Below are 20,534 nucleotides of genomic sequence, written 5' to 3'. Positions count from 1 at the left end.
ATATCCAAAAAATATGGTTCAGAATTTAATCGATGATCTATTCAGACAGTATTTCTACTTCTACACGTACATTTTGCTTAGCCTTATTACTGTGCTTATCATGCAGCATGCGCTTTCCTCCCCAGGCTTTTATCTCCATTCTATCAGCATTAATGCCTTGCTCAATAAGGTAGTCTCTTATGGTCTCAGCCCTTTGCCTTGACAGTGACTTTGCAGAGCCAAAATCTTTGGGATTATTATCAGTCAAAGCGAAATAGTTATTTTCATCAACTGAAATTATCTGACCGGGATGCTTACCATTAACATGACCATGAATCTTTATTCTCATGCTTTTATTCTCTTTGAGCATATTAAGAAGGCTATTTACCTCGTATTTGGATTCAGGTTGCATTACCGCAGCATCCTTAAAGTAGAAGACGTTATACATGGTAATAATATCACCTTTCCTATACCTCACAAGCTCAAACTTTATTACCGGCCCATTCTCAGACTCATCAATATCTGCATTTGTTGCTCCTGTAAAAGGCTTATAATAATTAAATTCCTTTTGCTGTTTTCTAAAACCAAAAACATCAACTATCACAGTCATCTGCCCGGTTCTGTTGTCAGGGTCATCAAGTTTAACATACTGCCCAGACTCCACCACATCAAGTAACTTTGATCTTTCCGTATCAATAATTTGCACTTCTCCTTCGACAGGTTGGTTATTCGTTGTATTGATCAAATCAAAATATACTGCAAGCCTGTCATCTGCCTCCTCTTCTGATTCCTCTTTATTAGCAGTAGCTATTGCTACTTCATTTGTATCTTCTATTTTCTCGTCCTCTGTCTTTGCTTCAACATTTGATTCAGTAACAGAAGCTGCTTCCTCAGTATCAGCCGCTTCTTCTTTATCCTTAAACCTCTCGGCATAAATATCTCCTAATGAGCTCACTACCTCCTTTTTCATCACAGCAGTTGTTTTTTCTGACTTCTCCTTTTGTTCAGGGGTCAGTGCTAGTCTGGCCTGACTGGTTTTAACATGAACCCAAGTATCTTCATAATTCTCCTTTTGACGGATCTCTTTCATTTTAGCAATGGCTTCCTTAAAACTCTCCGTATGATCTATATAGACTAATATTAGAGACTTTGATTCATTGATTCCAAATCGGGCATCATAACCCTGATCAGCAACTTGCTTGGTAAATTTTAATGCCAAATCCACTTTATTCAGTGAATATGCACCTACTACCACAGCATATCCCTTTGGAATGTCATTTGTCTGAGCTGATGTAAAATGAAAGGCAACCATAAATATGGCTGCCATTAATACTTTTTTCATTGATTGTATTTTTCTATTCTTCTAAGATTTCTATCTCTACCCTAACATTCTTGTCAGCATTGGCACCATGCTTATCATAAAGCATTTTTTTGCCGCCCCACCCAACAATTTCCATTCTATCTTCGGCTATTCCTTGATCCATCAACCAATGTTGAATTGTATATGCCCTGTACTCCGACAGCTTTTTGGCACTTGCTTTAGTCTCTAAATGTGACCCATTCAAGCTAAAAAATGATTTATCATCAAGATCCAAATGTTTTACGACACCGTGGGAATTCCCATTGGTATGTCCGTGAATTTTAATTCTTACATCTTCATCTTCGCGCATCATAGCCAGTAGCTGGTTTAGTTCTAAAACAGATTCCTCCTTCATTATTGCAGCGTCTATATAAAAATAAACATTCCACATAGTCATAAAGTCACCTTTATTATACCTTCTTAATGGAAAATCTATAATTATACTATCTCCAATTACTGTGACAGCCTCATTGCCTTCTGCTAATGGTTCATCTAAATCAATATTTACTTTTTCAATACGATAGCCAAAGATATCTGTAGCAAACTGAACACGATTGGTGCCATTATTAGGAGAGCTTAATGTCACCAGCTGTAGCGACTTTTCAGGACCTAAGTCCTTATTTCTTTCTAAATCGACAACATTAACATTGCCTTCCACCTCAGTAAGATCCGTTACATTATAAGTATTAAAATATACCCAATACTTATCTGCAGGTTTAACAACTTTGGGCTCCTTCTTTTTCTCTTCCTCTATTTTACTTTGAGCTTCTTCCGCCTCTCTGGCCTGTCTTTGTTCACGTTCAAGTTCTGCCTCTTCAACATTTTCTACAAGCTCTTCAATACCATTTGAGTTATTGGAAGCAATTCCTTTTAGTTGATCTGAAGGAATGTGTAAACAATTAAAATTACCATTGTAAAGCCATGCCTTAGAAAGATTATTGAACTGCCCTCTTAAATCAAATACTCTTTGACGTACCTCTTCGACATCTGTTGACTCATAAGCATAAACGTAAAACATGTTATTGAATATATTTTTACGCACCTTGGCGTCAAGAGATTGAGACTTATAATAGTCCGAAAACCTATCAGCATTTCGCTCAAAGCTAAATACACCTATAACTGCATAACTTTTAACTCCATCAAGAGTCTGTGCATGTCCTGAATTAGCAAAACCAATAAGGACAAGTATTAGTAGTAATAATGATGATGATAATCTATTCATAGTACTGTAGTATTTATTCTTCAACAATCTCTACTTCCACTCTTACATTTTTATAAGCCTGAGTATCATGTTTATCATGAATCATCTGCTTGCCGCCCCAGCCTTTTATATCTATTCGCTCTTCAGCAATACCTTGTTCTATTAACCAATGCTGGATAGTATAGGCCCTAAAAAGAGATAGCTTCTTAGCACTGCCATGATCTTCTTTATGATCAGCATTTAAAGAGAAGAAGTTTTTATCCTCAGGATCAAGATGGATAATTTTACCATGAGAATTTCCATTGGTATGTCCATGTAGTTTAACCACAAGGTTCTCGTTCTCTTTAAGCATGTCAAGCAAGCTATTCAGCTCATAAATTGATTCCGGCCTCATTATGGCTGCATCTTTAAAGAAATATACATTATACATTACAAGCACATCTCCTTTTTTGAACCTCTGTAGCTCAAAGTCGACTATAATCGAGTCTCCAATGGTATGCACATAGTTCTTGGTGGTATCATTTACAGGATTATCAAGATCAATAGTTTGTTGAACTTCTCTAAAGCCGAAAATATCGGTTGCCAGCTTAATTACATTATCTCCATTCTTAGGATCTTTCACTTCTGTAACCTCATGAGATTTGGCTACCATTAATTGCTTCGCTCTAACTGGGTCAATAACATTTACTCTTCCTTTTACCTCTTTCATGTTCTTAGAATTAATTGTATTCAAATAAACATGATAAGTGTTCTCCTTTTTTTCAAGGTTTTTGGGAGCTTCAACTTCAGTCTCTGGTTTAGCGTCTTTTTTATCATCAACTGCCGCAATACCTGCGTGTGTACTCTGATCTATTTCTGTAATCACCTGAGTATCATCACTACTTTTATTTTGAGCTATAGCGGAAGACGATGGTGTATTACTCAAAGTATTTCTACCCAATTCACCGCGATAAACCCAAACATCATAAAACTCAGGAAAGCTTTCTTTAATCCGTTGTTTTTCAGCCTGAGGTTTATCTACCTGCTCATACACATAAAATAAATCCTTGGTGGGATGTATTTGGTATTTAGCACTGATGTTTCTTTCCTTGGCATAGTCAATGAGTTTGATTGCATTTTTTTCAATCGTAAATGCACCAATCACGACATATCCTGGTGACTCTTTAGGCTCCTGCGTCTGACCACTGGCTGTAGTGTATGTAATAAATGTAAATGCCAGTAAACAAAAAAATGTCAGTCGAGACCTCTTAATTGTATTTTGAGGTTTCATAATAAATAAAAAAATAGTCAATACAGTTTAAAAAATAGACTCGGTAATGTAATTATTTATAGGTATTGAAGCAAATGAATAATCCTAACTTATTCAATTTCAGATAATTATGAGTCAATAATATGACTATTAATTTTATTAATATAATTATTTTAATTATCAAAACCTAGCTTGTTGCCTTTTATAAACTTATCTAAAGTTGATATGATCTTGTACTCATCAATGAATTGTATAATTTTGGAGAGCACTAAGCAAATGATCATGACATACTTAAGAAACACACTTTCATTTTTATTCATCATATTGTTGATTACTGGATGCGGGCAAACAACCACCGAGCAACAGCAAGAACAAGTAGTTACAGATGATATACCTGAAGAGGTAAAAATAGAAAAGGCATTATATGATGATGTTATGGATGTTCATGATGAAATGATGCCTAAAATGGAAAACATGATGAGCATGAAGGGCAAGTTGAAAGAAAAGGTTGATCTCCTTAAAGAGGAAGCTACTCAAACTGAGCTTGTTAATGAATTAGAAATGATGATTCAGTCACTTGAAACCGCAGATGAGGCCATGATGAACTGGATGCGTCAGTTTGATCCGGAAACAGATAGCCTTAGCCATGAGGAAATAGTAGAATACTACACTACCCAAAAAGCTAAAATGGACAGTGTAAAAGTTATTATGGTTGAGGCTATTGAAAGTGCTGCCGCTAAACTTGAAGAACTTTAGTTAACCTCCCTTCTGGGCAATCATAATTTCCATGAACTTACCCAGCTTACCAGCAGGTAGCCCTTTTCTCTTAAACCAGATCAGGTACTCCACCGGTAGGTCTACAATTCTACGTCCTTTATATTTTCCAAAGGGCATTTTGTAATTTATCAGTTCCTGATATTCTTCATAGACCTTTTTGGGGTCAAAGGCTTCTTCCAATAATGCTTATTTTAATGACCACTTGATACCCAAATATAGCTCTCTTCCATGAATAGGTGCATAGGCATAGGAGGTATCAAAAGCATTACTGAATCCAATATTGGCATTAGGATCATTGTAGCCTACTAAAGGAGTAACTGGCTGACGGTAATCAAACAGGTTTTGTACGCCAGCATATAAATTCAGTCCATTAGCAAAATCCTTGCTTATCTGAATATTATGGAAACTATAGGGTTTGGAAATAGTAGGACGTGCGGTTGTCATTGCATTACCATTCTCATCAAGGTCAAATACCTCTGGTAGTGTCATTGGTCCGGTTATTCTGGCAGTATAAGCAAAAGTCATTTTTGCCTTCTTGAGCCTATAGTTTAATGTGGCCACCCCTGAATATTCCTGAGCAAATTCGATATTCCGCGCAACATCCTCACCATTGGCATCCGGCTCTGTTTCAGTGGCTTTCTGCCAGTTAAAACCAAGGCTCAAGCTCAGTGGCCAGTAAAAATCATGATTAACATTAAAGCCAATCCCTTTGGTAAGTGCGTGCCCAGTAGTATTTGCATACACTATGGTATTAGGGTCATCATAATTTGGAATAATCTTATTCTCGAAATAGGTGTAATAAGCATCTATATCAATCATTCCCTGGCCATTTCCTATTGTATACAGGTGATTAACATTGATAGCTCCATTTAACGATCTTTCTGGTTTTAGCGCTTCAGCAATCACAACTTCACGCTGACCTGTTATAAATGCATGATCTTCTGTAAACAAATTCACAACCCTAAAACCGGTTCCGAAATTAGTTCTTATTGTAGTGCTTGGAGCAGGTTTAAACTTCAAATTCAATCGCGGAGAAATTATAAAGCCATGCAAATCATAATGGTCTAATCTCGCTCCGGCCAAAGCTGTAAAGTTCTCACTTAGCTCCCATTCATTCTGCGCAAATAGGCCTGGAATATACTGGTTATCAGGCTTATTGATGGTGCCAGAAGCAACTGAATCTTGTGTGGCTACAGTATTATCATCGTATTGCTGAACGCGATTGGTCATACCTACCAACAAGTTGTGATTTCCCAATTGCTTGTCCCATATCAGATTAGCAAAGGCAATATTCTGATTGGCTTTATAAAAATCAGCCCCGTAGTAGCTATTCTGATCATGCGCACTTAAGGAGTAATCAATCTTAAAATTTTCAGAAGTATTTAGCTGATAAGTACCAAAAATCTCGGCCCTGTTGGTATAGATGCTTTCACCATAAACCTCATCGCTGCCACGCAAATCCCGATAATTTCTATCCGCTAAAAATTCCTCCACTCCGTTTCTACGGTCTTCATGGTAATACTTGGCCGCTATGGAAAACTTCCTTTTGCTTTTTCTCTTAATTTCCCATTTAGTAAAAAATGAGTATCGGTCCATATTTATATTATCACCAAAGCCATCTTCGTTTTCATCATCAAAGTCATTGATATAAGCATAATTAAGTCCAATAAACCCACTAGCCTTATCAGTTTTAATTGTGCCGGCTATGTTTCCAAAGGACTCCATATGTGTTGTTCCCATGATGTCTATCGAAAATTTTGGTTGCTTATCTGGGTCCTTAGTTATGATGTTAATCACCCCTGCTACTGCTTCAGAACCATATAATGTAGAGCTAGGCCCTTTTATAACCTCAAACCTTTCTATAAGCATTGACGGTATTCCATTCAACCCATACACTGAAGCTAAATTTCCATAAATAGGAGTGCCATCCATCAAGATAGCAGTATAAGGCCCAGGAAGGCCGTTGATACTTATGCTGTTGGTAAAACAAACTCCACAGGCCACTACTTCCTGTATACCATTGACCAGCTTCACTCCTTCTACAATTGAGGATGCCGCTGCTGGTGTAAAAGTGTTCATGTACTCAGAGGTAATAACATCTACCTTTATGGGTGATTTGGAAACATAAGTTGGTTGCATGGTTCCGGTGATAACTATTTCTTCCAAACCCAGGTTATCAACTTCCATAAAAACACTCAGATCCCTGATATCACCTCTTTCCAGAGAAATTGATTTTTGAATAGGCTTATACCCTACCGCTCTTATTTCAACCTTATGATCTCCTGCAGGAATGTTTTTCAATTGGTAAAAGCCGTTGACATCTGCGGCAGTACCTATATCAGTGCCTAAAATTTGCACGGTAGCTCCTGGCAAAGGGCCCTCCTCACCTTTTAAAACGCCTTGCAAAGTGGCTTGCGCCATACTCTGAATCGCATAACAGGTGACTAATACCGTACAAATAACAACTTTCCTCACAATGATTTTTCTAATATTTATACAAAGCTAATATTAAAATTGATACTTATGTAAATATATTTTTAGCCTAACCTAAAAATATTAAATATTAGGGAATAGTTGCCTATATTTATGCCTTATGGCCATTATCAGCAAAAAGAAAAACATTTATAAAATAAGTGCCACCCTCAGGGATTATCTCAAAAGGCACGACAGAGAGATAAAACTGCCCATCAATTACAAAGACCTTTTACGATATGATAATTCCATTGCTCTCATAGATCAGCGTGGAAAGGACACTTTTTGGGAGACTGTCTTCTACCCACAGGATGAAATGAAGGATATTCACCATAGTGTAAAAACCATTTATGCCATTCTGAAAGCCGATGGAGACCTATCTGTTATGGAGCATCTTTTTGTGGATAGAATTGATCTCTGCATTTTTGGCAATACCCAACCTTTTAGAATCAGGATAGTCAACCGCATCAATGACAATTTTGACTATTTCTACATTAAAAATGCTGATGCCTCTCGCGTTTATGGCCTGGAATTAGAGCACCTGCTCTCTCCTAATCGAATTAGCTATGTGGTTCATGAAGAAACATTGATAGAGGAGCATATTGTAGGTATCCCTGGCGATCAGTTTATTAAATATCACCTGAATGATAAAAACCTGAATCAAATCAGATTGGCAAAGGAGTTTGTGAAGTTTAATGAGCGCTGTTTTGTCAGGCTTTTGGGTGATATGCACTCAAGTAATTTTGTAATTGACATCACTCCTGATTTTGAAGAGGTGGATTATCGCCTTCGTGCTATAGATTTTGATCAGCAGTCTTATGAAGGGAGGAAAGCAATTTACCTTCCTCAGTATTTCAAACAGAACAATCCACTGATTGAAATAGGTCTTAAATGCATGACACCAGAAACCGTAAAACAGTACCAAAAAGAGGAGCGATCATTAATTGCCCACCGATATAAGGCGAGTAAAGAAAAGGTAAATGAGCTGTTAGCAGCTATGTCCACAGACAATATATCAACGCCTAAAAATGTAAAATCGTTAGCTAAAGATTTGGCTAGGCACTATAACAATGATGATTTTTTGCACTGCAATACCATGGGTGAATTGGTGCGCAAAAGCCTGGAAACTGTTCTGAATCAAAAACCGACTTATCAATTTCCATAGGTTAAAGGCTCAATTCTTTATATTCTTCTATTTTTACATTCATGATCGTTGTTAAACCGAAGGTAAGTACACTTTTTTCACTGGGAATATTTGTAGCTGCGTGCATATCCATCAGTGGTTATACTTTAAGTATTGTTTTAAACTCATCAAATCCACAATGGTACCATCTGGCTACCACCGCTTTGCTTGGCCCATTAGGCCTGGGGCTACTTTTCAGGATAATATTTAAATACAAAGTGGTAAGCATTGGCAAGGAAAGCATCATTATTAACTTTCCTACCCGGTTTAACAGTAAAAACTATCCACTTAAAGAAGTGAAGATGTGGCATGAAACAGCCATAAAAACTGCAGGTGGAAAGTATATGGAAGTTGAGATTCTTTTCAACGATATGAAAAAATTGAACCTCTCTATGCAGGAGCACACCAACTACTCCAATGTGGTTAAGTATATGAACAAAAAGATTGCTAAAAAGAAGAAGTGATGCTTAAAAACATAGTATTAGTTGGTCTAGGTGGTTTTTTGGGTAGCACCCTAAGGTATCTTGTTTACCTATTTGTAGATAAAAGATTCATCGGCTCATTTCCCATGGCCACTTTTAGTGTTAATATTATCGGGAGCTTTTTATTAGGCCTGCTTGTAGCTCTCTCCTTTAAAAATAGCCTTTCTGAGTCTATGCGGCTATTGTTGGCAGTAGGGCTTTGTGGTAGTTTTACCACCTTCTCCACCTTTGCTATGGAAAACTTCAGTCTGCTTTCTCAAAAGGAATTAATGACCTCTTTTCTCTATATCAGCTTAAGTGTGGTGATTGGTTTGGCCGCTGCTTTTGTTGGGCAATGGGTTGGAAAAATGGGGTGATGACATTAATCATTAACCGCAATCTTTGCAGCCAAACAATGATCAGGAATATCAAAAGCATCTGTAAGTGAGATAGCTTCTTTTCTCAGTTCCCAGCAAAGTTGATTCACTGTTTTTCTTATGGTTTTGGTCTTTACACCCTCCATATAACCCTGCTCCAGGTACCAACCTCTATTATTTTCGATAGTATATAATGCAAATAGTTGGGCCAGCTTTCTGAGCACCTGCTGACACTTAATATCAGTTGTACTTTCAACCTGAGCTTGAAACTGCTCCAATATTATTCTTTCGATATATGCCTTGCCTACATTAACCATATGATGGCCGCTGACATTGAATGCATCAAAGGAATCCATACCTCCCTCTATCAATCGTTTCAGCCGCTGTGCAGCAGAACTCAAAATTGACTCTTCTCTATAGGTGAATGCCTTCATATGAAAATCAAAATCCAAAAGATGCTCCTCATCCGTATTTCGGACAGCCAGAGGGTTTTTCTCAACAATATTCACCTTTGCTTTTTCGGCCACATAGTTGAACACTGTAACCAGGTTCATATTATGAAATTCCTGTTTAAATTCTGTCAACCTATTTTTAGCCACAAGCTGCATCAGCACAGTATTATCGCCTTCAAAAGTGGTGTACACATCAGTGTCAGCCTTCAAGTCTGGTATCCTGTTTTCAGCAAGGTAACCTTTGCCGCCACAAGCCTCGCGGCACTCCTGCAAAGTTGAAGTGGTAAACCAGGTGGTATAAGCCTTTAAACCTGCGGCTAGTGCCTCTATTTCCTGAGCATCTTCCTCCGATTTTTTAAGAAATCTACTAGTGAGATATTTTAAACTGAAGTGTAAACCGTATGCAGTAGCCAGGGGTGGAATAAGTCTCCTCTGATGTAACCGATAGTTTAAGATAGGTACCTCTTCACCACTCTGTGGTCCAAATTGTCTTCTGCCATCTGCATATCTTAGCGCGATGGTCAAGCCAGATTTTGTTGCTGATAATGCGGATCTTGGAATACCAATTCGGCCACCTACCAAGGTGCCTAGCATGGTAAAAAATCTTCTGTTGTCACTGGTTATAGGGCTTGTGAATTCTCCATTTTCATCGATACCTGCAAATTTATCCAGCATGTCTTCAGCCGGGATGATTACATTATCAAACCAAATTTTTCCATTGTCAACACCATTAAGCCCCATCTTAGGGCCGCAGTCCTCTATTGTAACTCCAGGCTGTGCCTTGCCATCTGCTGTCCTTATAGGAACAACAAAAGCACTCACCCCATAGTCTGTACCATCAATAATTAATTTGGCAAATACAGTAGCCATTTGCCCATGTATGGCCGCGTTACCTATATATTCCTTGCAGGCCTTATCGTGAGGGGTATGAATGGTTATGGTCTTGTTATTATGATTATAGGTAGCGGTAGTTTCTATGCCTTTCACATTGCTACCATGATTTGTTTCCGTCATGGCAAAACAGCCGGGTATTTTCAATGTGCCTATGTCCTTAAGGTATTTTTTATGATGCCGCTCCGTGCCCAGAAAAAATACGCTCATTCCCCAAAGTCCGAATTGTACACCAAACTTTATGACCATACTCAAATCATGAAAGCTGAGTGTTTCCATAATCGTAAAATAGCCTTCCATATCACCTTTTCCACCATACTCCTTAGGAAAAGCCCAGCTACCAAAGCCTTGTTCTGCCAGTACCTGACAAAGTTTATAAACATCATCGCGCTGCTGCGCCAAACTCTCCTTAGCAGGATATTTAAAATCAGGGCTTCCAATAACAGCTTTTACTTTACGAATAACCTCCGCATCATGCCCTTCCAGAATTGCAGTCATGCTCGAAATATCAAAATTTGCCTCCCTTGAAAGATCACCAGTTACGGTTTTATGCTCACTCTGAAAGATGTAGTTTACCTCTTTGTTAATCATTCCAAGCTGCCGCTCGGCTTCATGAAATGCGGTTAACGCACCTTCAGGTAGTTCAATTTTTTGACCGTTTGAATACTTGTTTACCAGATCTAGACCCAAATCAGTGAGGGTGTGATGTTTTTTAATGTCAGCTGTCTGGATTTGTGACTTCCATTCTTTTAGCTCTTTAGGCCTTACATCCTTTTTAGGGTCTAGATAGCCTTGAAGAAATTGTAATTCATTCTCGGAGAGCCAATTCTGGCTTTTTAATAAAGTATTGAGTGTATCCTGCTCGGCCTGAGTGAGTATAGAATCTGCCCATAATGCATAGTAGATGGGCAAAAAAAGGTAGAGGTTTGGATTTTTCTTGAGCTCTTCTGAGTGAATCATAATCTTATGACTTGAGGTGTTGGGTAATTCTCATATTAAATTACTCAACCTGACTCAGAACATCTTGCTTTTGGGTTAATATGTCTGAATAAGCAGAAGAAGAGATTCGTTGATAATAAGGACAGCTTCATCATTATCCACGGTTTAAGTCATGCCGTAAGCATCTTTATCATAGTTTAGACTCCTTGTATTGATGGTTAAGATTCCTACGGAATGACTTGCTGTTGGTACGGTGGTATTCTGCAGAAATAGTCTTATCACTACCTAGTCTTAGCGTCTCGCTAAGACTAAAACTTATATGGTCTTAGTGAGACACTAAGACCGTTGGGGGTTGATTTACTTACAAGTCGAATTGCAAAAGTATCAGGACCATTGAAATTATGAATGCTACTGTCACAAAACCAATCCCGCCATTCATATAGGCGTCATCTTTTAAAATATCTTTGAATGTACGTTTACGAAATAGAAATACCCATCTAATAAATGCTCCGGGGACTATACACAATCCGTAAATAAATATTTCAATCAATATTTCTAAGATAAAATCCATTTTACGAGTTAGTCAAATTAAATCTTGTAGGAATGTTTACCTGTCACATCAAATCAACTATGGTCTCTGATTTAACACTAAACTTGTATATTTTTATTTTTAGAAGATGATAAGTTGCTTACCTATGACTCCAATCATACCCATCCAACGACTCTAAACAAGCTTTCAATAGTTTGATGCTATTATCAATGTCCTTCTTATGCGCCATTTCTATTACCTGATGCAAGTGTCTGGTGGGGATCGAGACAGCGCCTGATATGGCACCGTTTTTACCCATTCTCTGGATACCAGCCGTGTCGGTACCGCCAGCGGTCAGCAGTTCTGTCTGCCATTTGATTTTATTTTTATCGGCCACCTCTTTCATATAATCCACCATTCTATAATCGCAGATGGTCATGGCATCCATAATTTTAATGGCAGTACCCTCTCCCAGAGCTGTTACTCTTTCATGAGCCTGAGCGCCTGGTAAGTCAAAGGCTATGGTGGTATCCAATCCAAAGCCAAAATCCGGGTTAATGCTATGCGCAGCCACATTAGCGCCTCTGATCCCCACTTCTTCCTGAACAGTAAATACCCCATAAACATCATAAGGCGTAGACTTTAGCTGGCGAAGAGTTTCTATCAATACAAAAACAGAAACCCTGTTGTCGATGGACTTACAATTAACACACTCACCCATTTCTATCAGCTCACGCTCACGGGTGATCGGGTTGCCTACGCTTACAATTTTCTCCACCTCTTTCTTAGGCATACCAAGGTCAATGAAAAAATCGGTAGTCTTAGGCATTTTGGTGCGCTCTTCAGGACTCATCACATGAATTGGTTTAGAGCCCATTACACCTATCACATCTTTCTTACCATGAATAACTACACGCTGGGCAGTCAGCGTTTTAGGGTCAAATCCACCAAGTGTGGTAAACCTTACAAAACCTTTATCATCTATATGAGTCACCATAAAACCGATCTCATCCATGTGAGCACCGATCATGGCTTTCTTAGCATCGCTTTTGCCCTTTTTTATGGTAATAACATTACCCATATTGTCCACCTCTACACTATCGACCAGCGGAGTAACCTCTTTGATGATAAGGTTTCTGATCTTGCTTTCATATCCCGGAACTCCAGGTGCTTCACATATTTTCTTGAGTAGATTTACCTTAATAGCCATAACTATATTTTTAAATGATAAGATTTCGAAGATAAGTCAATTTGGAGAAAATTGTTCCAAATTTGCCCTTGAAGAATTACAGAAACCCGACCGATTAGATGCCAAGAAAAAAGAAGGAGCAAAAACCTAAAAAATCATTTTTAAAAACAGCCCTTAAATACCTAAGTCTTTTATTCTTTGCTGGCCTGGGCTTGGTGATTGTCTTTGTAATGCTCATAAAGGCTGGTTTTTTTGGCGCCCTGCCTAGTGATGAGTCTTTAAAAAACATTCAGAATAACATTGCCACTGAAGTTTATAGTGCCGATAAAGTATTGCTTGGAAGGTTCTTTGTTCAGGAGCGAAACCCGACCAAGTACGAAAACATCTCCCCTAACGTGATCAATGCCCTTGTTGCTACGGAAGATGCCCGATTCTTCGACCATAAAGGTGTTGACCCCAGAAGTCTGGTCAGGGTAATACTTAGGACAGTCATTATGCAAGATCGATCAGGTGGGGGCGGTAGTACATTGAGTCAGCAGCTAGCTAAAAACCTTTTTCCCCGAGACATGAACAGCAAGTTTGACATTGCTGTAACTAAAGTTAAAGAAGCGCTCATTGCCTTTCAGCTGGAAAGCATATACACCAAAGAAGAGATTCTAGAGCTATACCTTAACACCGTGCCTTTTGGTGAAAACATATATGGTATTGAAATGGCCTCTAAAAGGTTTTTCAATAAAAAGGCTGCTGTTTTAAAAATCGAGGAAGCGGCTGTTTTGGTAGGGATGCTCAAGGCTAATCATACCTATAACCCCAGATTATTTCCTGATAAGTCAAAAGGCAGAAGAAATGTAGTAATGAGTCAGATGGTGAAATATGACTACCTGAGTGAAGCAGAATATAACACGTTAAAAGAACTACCTATTGAAATTGATTATAACAAAATTTCACACAGTTCAGGGTTAGCTACTTATTTCAGAGATTTCATTAAACCTGAGCTCATTAAATGGACAGAAGAAAACACCAAGGAAGATGGCACCAACTACAATCTGTTTACTGATGGCCTGAAAATCTACACCACGATAGACTCAAGAATTCAAAAATATGCAGAAGCAGCCATGACCAGAATCATGGCCAACCTGCAGCGCCAGTTTGATGATCACTGGTCGAGGCAAAAGCCCTGGAGCACCAATCCGGATTTATTGAATACAGCCATCAAAAACACTGATCATTATAAATCATTAAAAAAGAAAGGCCTAAGTCATGAGGAGATTTTGAAAAAGATGAAGGCCAAAAACCTAATGGACATCTTCACCTGGGATGGTCTGAAAGAAAAGGAAATGTCGTCAATAGATTCATTACAACATTATATGATGTTGCTTCAGACTGGAGTGGTGGCACTTGATCCGAGCAATGGACATATTAAGGCCTGGGTTGGCGGCATTGACTTCAGCCAATTTCAATACGACCATGTCATTAGAGCAAAAAGGCAAGTTGGTTCTACTTTTAAGCCATTCGTTTATGCTGCCGCGCTTGAGCAAGGCATGAATCCATGCGATTATACATCAGCCTCTAGAACCGTTTATAAAAACCTGGAAGGCTGGACACCTGGCAATGCAGATAAGGATGAAAATGTAATGAAATACTCCTTCACCGGAGCATTGGCTAAGTCCATCAATACAGTTACCATCAAAGTGTTGGAAGAAGTTGGCGTAGATAATGTGATTGAAACTGCCAGGGTTATGGGTATTGACGAAAAACTCCCTGAAGTACCATCAGTAGCACTTGGTACCGCTAGCATCAGTCTGATAGAAATGACCAAGACTTATTGTACGATGGCTAATGGTGGCAGTAGAATTCAGCCAGTGTATTTATCTAAAATTTATGATAAAAAGGGGAAACTACTTTTTGAGCTGGAAGACCCTGAACCTAAAAGAGCTATTAAGCAAACCACTGCCCAACTTATGAATGAAATGCTGAAATCAGTAGTTAATGAAGGCACCGCTTCCTCTGCGCGTTGGAAATATAAATTGCCTAATGACATAGCAGGCAAAACTGGCACCACACAATCCAATACTGATGGTTGGTTTATAGGCTATAATCCTAAGCTGGTAGTAGGCGTTTGGGTAGGTGCTGATAACCCTGCTATAAGATTTAGAAGTACGGCATTAGGCAGTGGCGGCAACATGGCCTTGCCCATTTTTGTCGGCTTGTTTAATGACATGAATAAAGATGCTTCATTAAACGGTATCACTAAATCACGTTTCCCAGCTTTAAGCGCTGACCAACTGGCTTATCTTGATTGCGAGCTAGAGAAAGAGGATAAGAATTTTATTCAGAAAGTGCTTGGGTTAGATAAAAAGGACAAAGCCAAAGTGAAGGAGTTTGGCGAAGAGAAAAAAGGTCTTTTGAAGAAGATTGGGGATCTTTTTAAGAAGAAAGAGAAAGAGAATTAAAGTGTGACACCAAATCTGGCTACATAATCTTCAAGTGGCTCCATATATAAAGAATCCCTTCTTGCTCTTACTTTTTCTAAGTCATCTACTGGCGATAATTTGCTCACCCCTGATTTATCTGTAACTACCTGAGTACCATATAGCTGAGTTTTTCCCTGTCTCAACCGTATTCTATCAACCATAAGGACAAAGGTGCTTGGAGAAATAATACCTTCTTTAGACCAATCCTTGAATAGATTAACAAACGCTAATTGAAATTCTAGGGGAGCATGCTGAGTAATTAAAAAAGCCGCCTGAGTAGCCTGTTCTCCAGCGAATATGATTTTATCTGCACCACAGCATTGCATAATACTATAAAATAAAGCTTGATTAGCTTCATCGACCTCCTCCATGGAAATAGCTATTTCACCATTTCGTACTCCCTGATCAGTCCTCAGCGCCTCTTCTAAGTAAATCCTTACCTGATCACAATCCACAGCATAAGTCTGAATACTATCCTCACCATCAAACTGATTCTTTTCAGTGCTACTTGAACATGAAAGGAAGCATAAAAGAAATAAAAGAAGTAATCTATTCAAGATATAAGAATTTAAGTGCGCACGAGAGGAGTTGAACCTTATGCCTTACCACCATACAATTGCTCCACTTTACGTTCAATAATCTTAAGTTGATCTTTATTTTGCTTGTTAATAATCTCATTGATGGATTGTGAAGTATTATCCAATTCACGAATAGATTCTCTTATCAACTCCAAGATATTGCCACGTTCGCTACCCTCCTTTAGTTTTTGAGCTATATCCATTAGTCCCTTTATTCTGGCTATAGGTGCTCTTAAGATGTGAGAATTCATGAAGCCATAACGAATGATTTCTTTCTGCTGCTCTTTCAATTCCTCAGTCCTTTCCCTCACCTTTTCCTCAAGTCCCTCCTTAATAGCAAGCAACTCTTCCTGAATAGATTTCAGTTCTTCATTCTGCGTTTCCTTCTCATTGCCCTTTTGGTAAATCTCAATGAGTTTATCATTCAATGATTTATTGAGTTCTAGTATAACATCATATTGCGTGCTGTTATATCTGCGATAATTAAAGAAGGAAATAACAAGAAATAAAATGGCGGAAAAGAACCCAATAATGGTCATCGGATGATTCTCAAAAATCACAAAAAACTTATGCTCTGATTGATTTGCAATAGAATATTGGTAAATCAGATTGATAACCACTGTTGAAAATATTAGCAACATCCAGCTTACTATGATGCTAGTATCTTTTCTTGCGTTATAATATAGAATCGGCAATGTCATTCCGAAAATAAGTAGCACTAACGGCAAGTATATATTTTCTTCAAATCTTCGAGAGATATCTAAAAAGGGGTATAAAAAAAAGCCCAGGTACATGATGCTAATGCTAATGAATGCAAGTTTCTTGTAACTAATATTGGACAGATATTTCAAAGTGATTAGCTGGCAAATCAACATTATAGCCAATCTATAAAAACCATTATCTAAATTCTTCTCTAATATCAGCACCGTATTTAAGAAGTAAAAAAGCAGTACAAAGGACAGAATCCACACTATCACTCTACCTACTTCCAGTATAGTAAAGCGAAGTCTATTATTTGAATCCAACTCAGGAAATTGAAATGAGTTATAATCCTTCATTTTTCAGAGTACCTGTTTTTAATCATTTTCTCAACCTCCTTTATACCTTCAATGTTTTGTAAATTAAGAACATCGCTTATAGCATAAGTGATAGAATCTAAATCCTGTATAATGGAATTCAATAGCTCCATATTTAAATCTGAACTATTAGCACCTAAAGATTTTTCCCTTATCATTAATTCAATTGGACCCCGAACCAGTTTTGAATTAACAAAGCCATACCTATTTAAGGCTTCTGTTTGTTTTTCGAGCTCCGAAGTCCGCTCTCTTACTTTCAATTCGAGCTCATTATTAAAAGCCCCTATCTCCTCTTGTAGCCTTACCAGCTCCTGCGACTGGTAATCGAGTATGGTGTTCTGATCATTAATTAAGGTTACTTTTTCATCAAGTAAAGTGTTGACCTCTTGTATTCTTAGGTTCTGAAGTTCAATATTTTTTAAATATTTGAAGAACATGATTTGAATAAATATCCAGCTTGCAAAGTATGCAACCGCCAGCATAGTATATTTGGTAAAAACTATTATTAGTCCTTCATACTTGATCTGATCGATATTTAAAATAGAATATCTTAATGAAATTATGAAGGTTATAAATAATAGAGACACCCAAAATATAATCCACAACTTCTCGGCTTTTAAATCAAATACGAGATATGGTAAAACAGAAAATATGATTAGAGTAGAAGGAAGTAAAAAAAGGTTTTCCGCATAATTTGTCTCAATCGGTAACAGTGGATAAATAAAAAATGAAAGGTAGCAGGAGGCCAACATTATGGAGGCACTGTATTTCCTTTCAATCTTATCAAGTAGATTAAAACTTATAAATATGGTCACGAACCAGAAAATTACCCTCAAATTTCCATAGGATAAGTAGCTTGAATCCACGCGGAAATAGACCAATATTATACTCAAAATGAGAAGTCCCCCAATAATTTTAAGACCGGTTTTGTGAATGTTATATAGTGTAGACTTTATTAGCAGGGACATACTTGCTTTGAACAATCGGCAAAGTACTGATATCTAACAACTTAATGAAAATCTTTTTTGAGAAAAATGAAGTGCGCACGAGAGGAGTCGAACCTCCACGACCTAACGGTCACCAGCCCCTCAAGCTGACGTGTCTACCAATTCCACCACGTGCGCATTAACTTTTGAGAAGGACGGCAAATCTAATGAGGAATTCTTTTAATATCAATCACTTCCTCCAAACAGAGCTTAGAAAATACTTTTTATCATCTGTAAAGCCATCTATTATTTCAAAATCGGCTTTTTTAGCCATTTCATTGATCATGACCTGATCATATTTCTGAGATATCTCCATATGTATAGGCTCCCAGGCTCTGAAATGAATAGCCGCATCCATAATCTCAACAGTCTGCTCCTTTTCGCTTATTAAATAACTGGTAGTTGTTCCCGTCATAGGATTGTAGATTGGGTAATGCCTGAATTGAGAAGTATTAAAATTCCCTCCCAACTCACTGTTAATACGATCTAATAGATTAAAGTTAAAAGCAGCGGTCACCCCCTGCTTGTCATTATAGGCATTGAGGATTACCTCTGGGTCTTTCTTCAAGTCAAAACCTATGAACAAAATATCATCTTCTTTGAGAGCAGCATTCAGTCCTTTTAAAAAAGAATCTGCCTGCTCTGCTGTAAAGTTTCCAATATTGGAGCCTAGAAATAGAATTACATTACGCTCCTTTCCCTCTTTTAGCTCTTCAAGTGCTTCAAAATAGTGATTGCAAATAGGAGTTACATTCAAAGCGGGCAACTCTACTTTTAGAGAAGTCTCCAATTGCTCCAGCACATTGCTTGAAATATCTATCGGCATGTAACAGAAATTGGCCTTCTGCTCGAGAAAATGTCTTAACAGCACCTTGGTTTTGTAACCGTCACCCGCACCAAATTCTATGAGGTTAAATGGCTTATTGTCTGATTTAAACTGATCTAAAACCTGGGCTTTGAATTGATCCAGAATTGAGTATTCCGTCCTGGTAAGGTAATACTCATCCAACGCCATAATCTGCTGGAAAAGCTCATCACCCTTTTGATCATAAAAATATTTTGAAGACAACCTCTTGGGTTGAGCAGAAAGTCCTTCAAGGACATCGCTTGCAAATTGGTTCATTATGCGTTTTAGTTTATAAATGCTTTGCAAGGCGCAAACCTGAAAACATCCATCTTAAATGTGGGTGAAAAAAATTTCTATAAGTTGCTCTGATATGATCCTTTGGTGTAGCGCATGACCCTCCTCTTAATACCATCTGGTTAACCATGAACTTTCCATTGTATTCACCAACAGCGCCTTCTGGTGCCTGATAATAAGGGTAGGGTCTGTAAGCACTGGCTGTCCACTCCCAAACCTCTCCGAAAAACTGATTATCTGTAGAAGCCTGAGGTTCAAAAACGCCATTGTCACTAAACCCATTAGCCATCTCCAAATTGCCATAATGCAGACATGCCACTTCCCACTCAAATTCTGTTGGCAGTCTTAATCCTTTCCATTTGGCAAAAGCATCGGCCTCATAAAAACTAATGTGCGTAACAGGTGCATCTAAGTTAACAGGCTGTAAGCCGCCACTAAGATTATATTGGTGCCATTTCCCATCCTGAAAATGCCAGTGTTCTGGTGCTTTTATTTCATTGGTTTTCACCCACTCCCAGGCATCAGAAAGCCAGTGTCTAAAATTAGAATAGCCACCATCTTCCATAAACTCCAGGTATTCACTGTTGGTAATAAGTCTGTCGGCAATTGCATATTCATGTAGAAACACCTGATGAACACCGTGTTCATTGTCAAATGAAAAGCCCTCCTTGTCAAAGCCTATTTTATAGGTTCCTTCTTCAATATTTAACCAGCCTAAAGATTTGGCTTCATGCTTATCTGTTTCAATTATATTTTGATAGGCCGGAAACAGTGGGTTGTTACCAAGTATGTATTTGATATCATAGATTAACAACTCCTGATGTTGCTGCTCATGTTGTAGTCCTAACTCAAGCAGGTTATTCACTTCACTTGTAACCCCACCATTGAGGAATATTTCCATGTGTTCATCAATATAAGCTCTGTATGCCAGCACTTCCTGAACACCCGGTCTCGTAATATTTCCTCTATCAGTTCTAATTACTCTGGCGCCTACAGTTTCATAGTAACTATTAAATAAATAGCCGTAATCGGAATTAAATAATGTATAATCCTTGAAAAACGGTACAAGAATAAAAGTTTCAAAAAACCAGGTGGTGTGGCCCAAATGCCATTTGGGAGGGCTAACATCAACTATAGGTTGCACCACATAATCTTCAGTCTTTAAGGGTTTGCAAATCTTTTCAGATTGCAGCCTTACCTGTTTAAATTTTGATAATAAG

Annotated in this window: 17 protein-coding genes and 1 tRNA gene; 5 read left to right on the top strand and 13 right to left on the bottom strand. The window is 38.1% G+C overall.

Features of this window, described 5'->3' with window-relative positions; all coding sequences use genetic code 11:
* Nucleotides 1–37: 37 nt before the first annotated feature.
* The 3 genes from E1140_RS12200 to E1140_RS12190 are packed head-to-tail and all read right to left on the bottom strand — an operon-like array spanning nucleotide 38 to nucleotide 3,810.
* Entirely contained in the window at nucleotides 38–1,321 is a 1,284-nt protein-coding gene (locus E1140_RS12200; protein WP_155183888.1) for an OmpA family protein, read from the bottom strand.
* Between the two features lie 13 nt (nucleotides 1,322–1,334).
* A complete protein-coding gene (locus tag E1140_RS12195) occupies nucleotides 1,335–2,561 on the bottom strand; it encodes an OmpA family protein (protein ID WP_155183885.1) in 1,227 nt (408 codons plus the stop codon).
* Between the two features lie 13 nt (nucleotides 2,562–2,574).
* Nucleotides 2,575–3,810, bottom strand: coding sequence for an OmpA family protein (locus tag E1140_RS12190; RefSeq protein WP_155183882.1), 1,236 nt, complete (start codon nucleotides 3,808–3,810; stop codon nucleotides 2,575–2,577).
* A gap of 261 nt (nucleotides 3,811–4,071) precedes the next feature.
* On the opposite strand from E1140_RS12190, the gene E1140_RS12185 reads away from it, so the two are divergent.
* Nucleotides 4,072–4,545, top strand: coding sequence for a hypothetical protein (locus E1140_RS12185; protein ID WP_155183879.1), 474 nt, complete (start codon nucleotides 4,072–4,074; stop codon nucleotides 4,543–4,545).
* On the opposite strand, the gene E1140_RS12180 is transcribed toward E1140_RS12185, so the two are convergent.
* Nucleotides 4,546–4,746, bottom strand: coding sequence for a DUF3820 family protein (locus E1140_RS12180; protein WP_281350411.1), 201 nt, complete (start codon nucleotides 4,744–4,746; stop codon nucleotides 4,546–4,548).
* Between the two features lie 6 nt (nucleotides 4,747–4,752).
* Entirely contained in the window at nucleotides 4,753–7,041 is a 2,289-nt protein-coding gene (locus E1140_RS12175) for a TonB-dependent receptor (protein WP_343034239.1), read from the bottom strand.
* Between the two features lie 118 nt (nucleotides 7,042–7,159).
* On the opposite strand from E1140_RS12175, the gene E1140_RS12170 reads away from it, so the two are divergent.
* From E1140_RS12170 to crcB, 3 genes are read left to right on the top strand one after another with little or no spacing between them, the layout of a single operon-like run.
* Complete coding sequence (locus tag E1140_RS12170) at nucleotides 7,160–8,203, top strand: hypothetical protein (protein ID WP_155183877.1); 1,044 nt, start codon at nucleotides 7,160–7,162, stop codon at nucleotides 8,201–8,203.
* A 41-nt stretch (nucleotides 8,204–8,244) separates the two neighbouring features.
* Nucleotides 8,245–8,685 (top strand): hypothetical protein, encoded by a 441-nt coding sequence (locus E1140_RS12165; protein ID WP_155183874.1) that lies wholly within the window; start codon nucleotides 8,245–8,247, stop codon nucleotides 8,683–8,685.
* Nucleotides 8,685–9,059 (top strand): fluoride efflux transporter CrcB, encoded by a 375-nt coding sequence (gene crcB / locus E1140_RS12160; protein WP_155183870.1) that lies wholly within the window; start codon nucleotides 8,685–8,687, stop codon nucleotides 9,057–9,059. Before E1140_RS12165 ends, crcB begins: the two co-directional genes overlap by 1 nt.
* Before the next feature lie 5 nt (nucleotides 9,060–9,064).
* Here the strand turns inward: crcB and E1140_RS12155 are convergent, their stop codons facing one another.
* Together E1140_RS12155 and E1140_RS12150 are read right to left on the bottom strand one after the other, a co-directional pair.
* Nucleotides 9,065–11,362 carry an acyl-CoA dehydrogenase family protein gene (locus E1140_RS12155; protein WP_155183867.1) on the bottom strand — a complete coding sequence of 766 codons (2,298 nt, stop codon included), beginning with the start codon at nucleotides 11,360–11,362 and terminating at the stop codon, nucleotides 9,065–9,067.
* Nucleotides 11,363–12,030: 668 nt separating this feature from the next.
* Nucleotides 12,031–13,080 (bottom strand): M42 family metallopeptidase, encoded by a 1,050-nt coding sequence (locus tag E1140_RS12150; RefSeq protein WP_155183863.1) that lies wholly within the window; start codon nucleotides 13,078–13,080, stop codon nucleotides 12,031–12,033.
* A gap of 98 nt (nucleotides 13,081–13,178) precedes the next feature.
* On the opposite strand from E1140_RS12150, the gene E1140_RS12145 reads away from it, so the two are divergent.
* Complete coding sequence (locus tag E1140_RS12145; RefSeq protein WP_155183860.1) at nucleotides 13,179–15,512, top strand: penicillin-binding protein 1A; 2,334 nt, start codon at nucleotides 13,179–13,181, stop codon at nucleotides 15,510–15,512.
* Here the strand turns inward: E1140_RS12145 and E1140_RS12140 are convergent.
* The 6 genes from E1140_RS12140 to egtB all read right to left on the bottom strand — a co-directional run.
* A complete protein-coding gene (locus E1140_RS12140) occupies nucleotides 15,509–16,090 on the bottom strand; it encodes a DUF6624 domain-containing protein (protein WP_155183857.1) in 582 nt (193 codons plus the stop codon). The genes E1140_RS12145 and E1140_RS12140 overlap by 4 nt on opposite strands.
* A 38-nt stretch (nucleotides 16,091–16,128) precedes the next feature.
* Nucleotides 16,129–17,169 (bottom strand): coiled-coil domain-containing protein, encoded by a 1,041-nt coding sequence (locus E1140_RS12135; protein ID WP_155183855.1) that lies wholly within the window; start codon nucleotides 17,167–17,169, stop codon nucleotides 16,129–16,131.
* A complete protein-coding gene (locus E1140_RS12130) occupies nucleotides 17,166–17,792 on the bottom strand; it encodes a hypothetical protein (RefSeq protein ID WP_185153551.1) in 627 nt (208 codons plus the stop codon). The genes E1140_RS12135 and E1140_RS12130 overlap by 4 nt, the downstream gene beginning before the upstream one ends.
* 435 nt (nucleotides 17,793–18,227) lie before the next feature.
* Nucleotides 18,228–18,311: transfer RNA gene (locus E1140_RS12125), tRNA-Leu, on the bottom strand.
* Between the two features lie 52 nt (nucleotides 18,312–18,363).
* A complete protein-coding gene (egtD, locus tag E1140_RS12120; RefSeq protein WP_155183849.1) occupies nucleotides 18,364–19,296 on the bottom strand; it encodes an L-histidine N(alpha)-methyltransferase in 933 nt (310 codons plus the stop codon).
* 13 nt (nucleotides 19,297–19,309) lie between these two features.
* A partial coding sequence (gene egtB / locus E1140_RS12115) for an ergothioneine biosynthesis protein EgtB (RefSeq protein WP_246202864.1) occupies nucleotides 19,310–20,534 on the bottom strand: 1,225 nt, incomplete at its 5' end.

Source organism: Fulvivirga lutimaris, assembly GCF_009711525.1.
GTDB lineage: Bacteria > Bacteroidota > Bacteroidia > Cytophagales > Cyclobacteriaceae > Fulvivirga > Fulvivirga lutimaris.
The sequence above is the reverse complement of the archived record's forward strand: the minus strand, read 5'-3'. Positions and strand labels throughout refer to the sequence as shown.

What these genes read in the sequence shown, in the direction of transcription:
- egtD (WP_155183849.1), bottom strand. Translation starts at nt 19,296, where the DNA reads ATGAACCAATTTGCAAGCGATGTCCTTGAAGGACTTTCTGCTCAACCC.
- E1140_RS12200 (WP_155183888.1), bottom strand. Translation starts at nt 1,321, where the DNA reads ATGAAAAAAGTATTAATGGCAGCCATATTTATGGTTGCCTTTCATTTT.
- E1140_RS12155 (WP_155183867.1), bottom strand. Translation starts at nt 11,362, where the DNA reads ATGATTCACTCAGAAGAGCTCAAGAAAAATCCAAACCTCTACCTTTTT.
- E1140_RS12170 (WP_155183877.1), top strand. Translation starts at nt 7,160, where the DNA reads ATGGCCATTATCAGCAAAAAGAAAAACATTTATAAAATAAGTGCCACC.
- E1140_RS12135 (WP_155183855.1), bottom strand. Translation starts at nt 17,169, where the DNA reads ATGAAGGATTATAACTCATTTCAATTTCCTGAGTTGGATTCAAATAAT.
- E1140_RS12190 (WP_155183882.1), bottom strand. Translation starts at nt 3,810, where the DNA reads ATGAAACCTCAAAATACAATTAAGAGGTCTCGACTGACATTTTTTTGT.
- crcB (WP_155183870.1), top strand. Translation starts at nt 8,685, where the DNA reads ATGCTTAAAAACATAGTATTAGTTGGTCTAGGTGGTTTTTTGGGTAGC.
- E1140_RS12165 (WP_155183874.1), top strand. Translation starts at nt 8,245, where the DNA reads ATGATCGTTGTTAAACCGAAGGTAAGTACACTTTTTTCACTGGGAATA.
- E1140_RS12150 (WP_155183863.1), bottom strand. Translation starts at nt 13,080, where the DNA reads ATGGCTATTAAGGTAAATCTACTCAAGAAAATATGTGAAGCACCTGGA.
- E1140_RS12145 (WP_155183860.1), top strand. Translation starts at nt 13,179, where the DNA reads ATGCCAAGAAAAAAGAAGGAGCAAAAACCTAAAAAATCATTTTTAAAA.
- E1140_RS12195 (WP_155183885.1), bottom strand. Translation starts at nt 2,561, where the DNA reads ATGAATAGATTATCATCATCATTATTACTACTAATACTTGTCCTTATT.
- E1140_RS12185 (WP_155183879.1), top strand. Translation starts at nt 4,072, where the DNA reads ATGACATACTTAAGAAACACACTTTCATTTTTATTCATCATATTGTTG.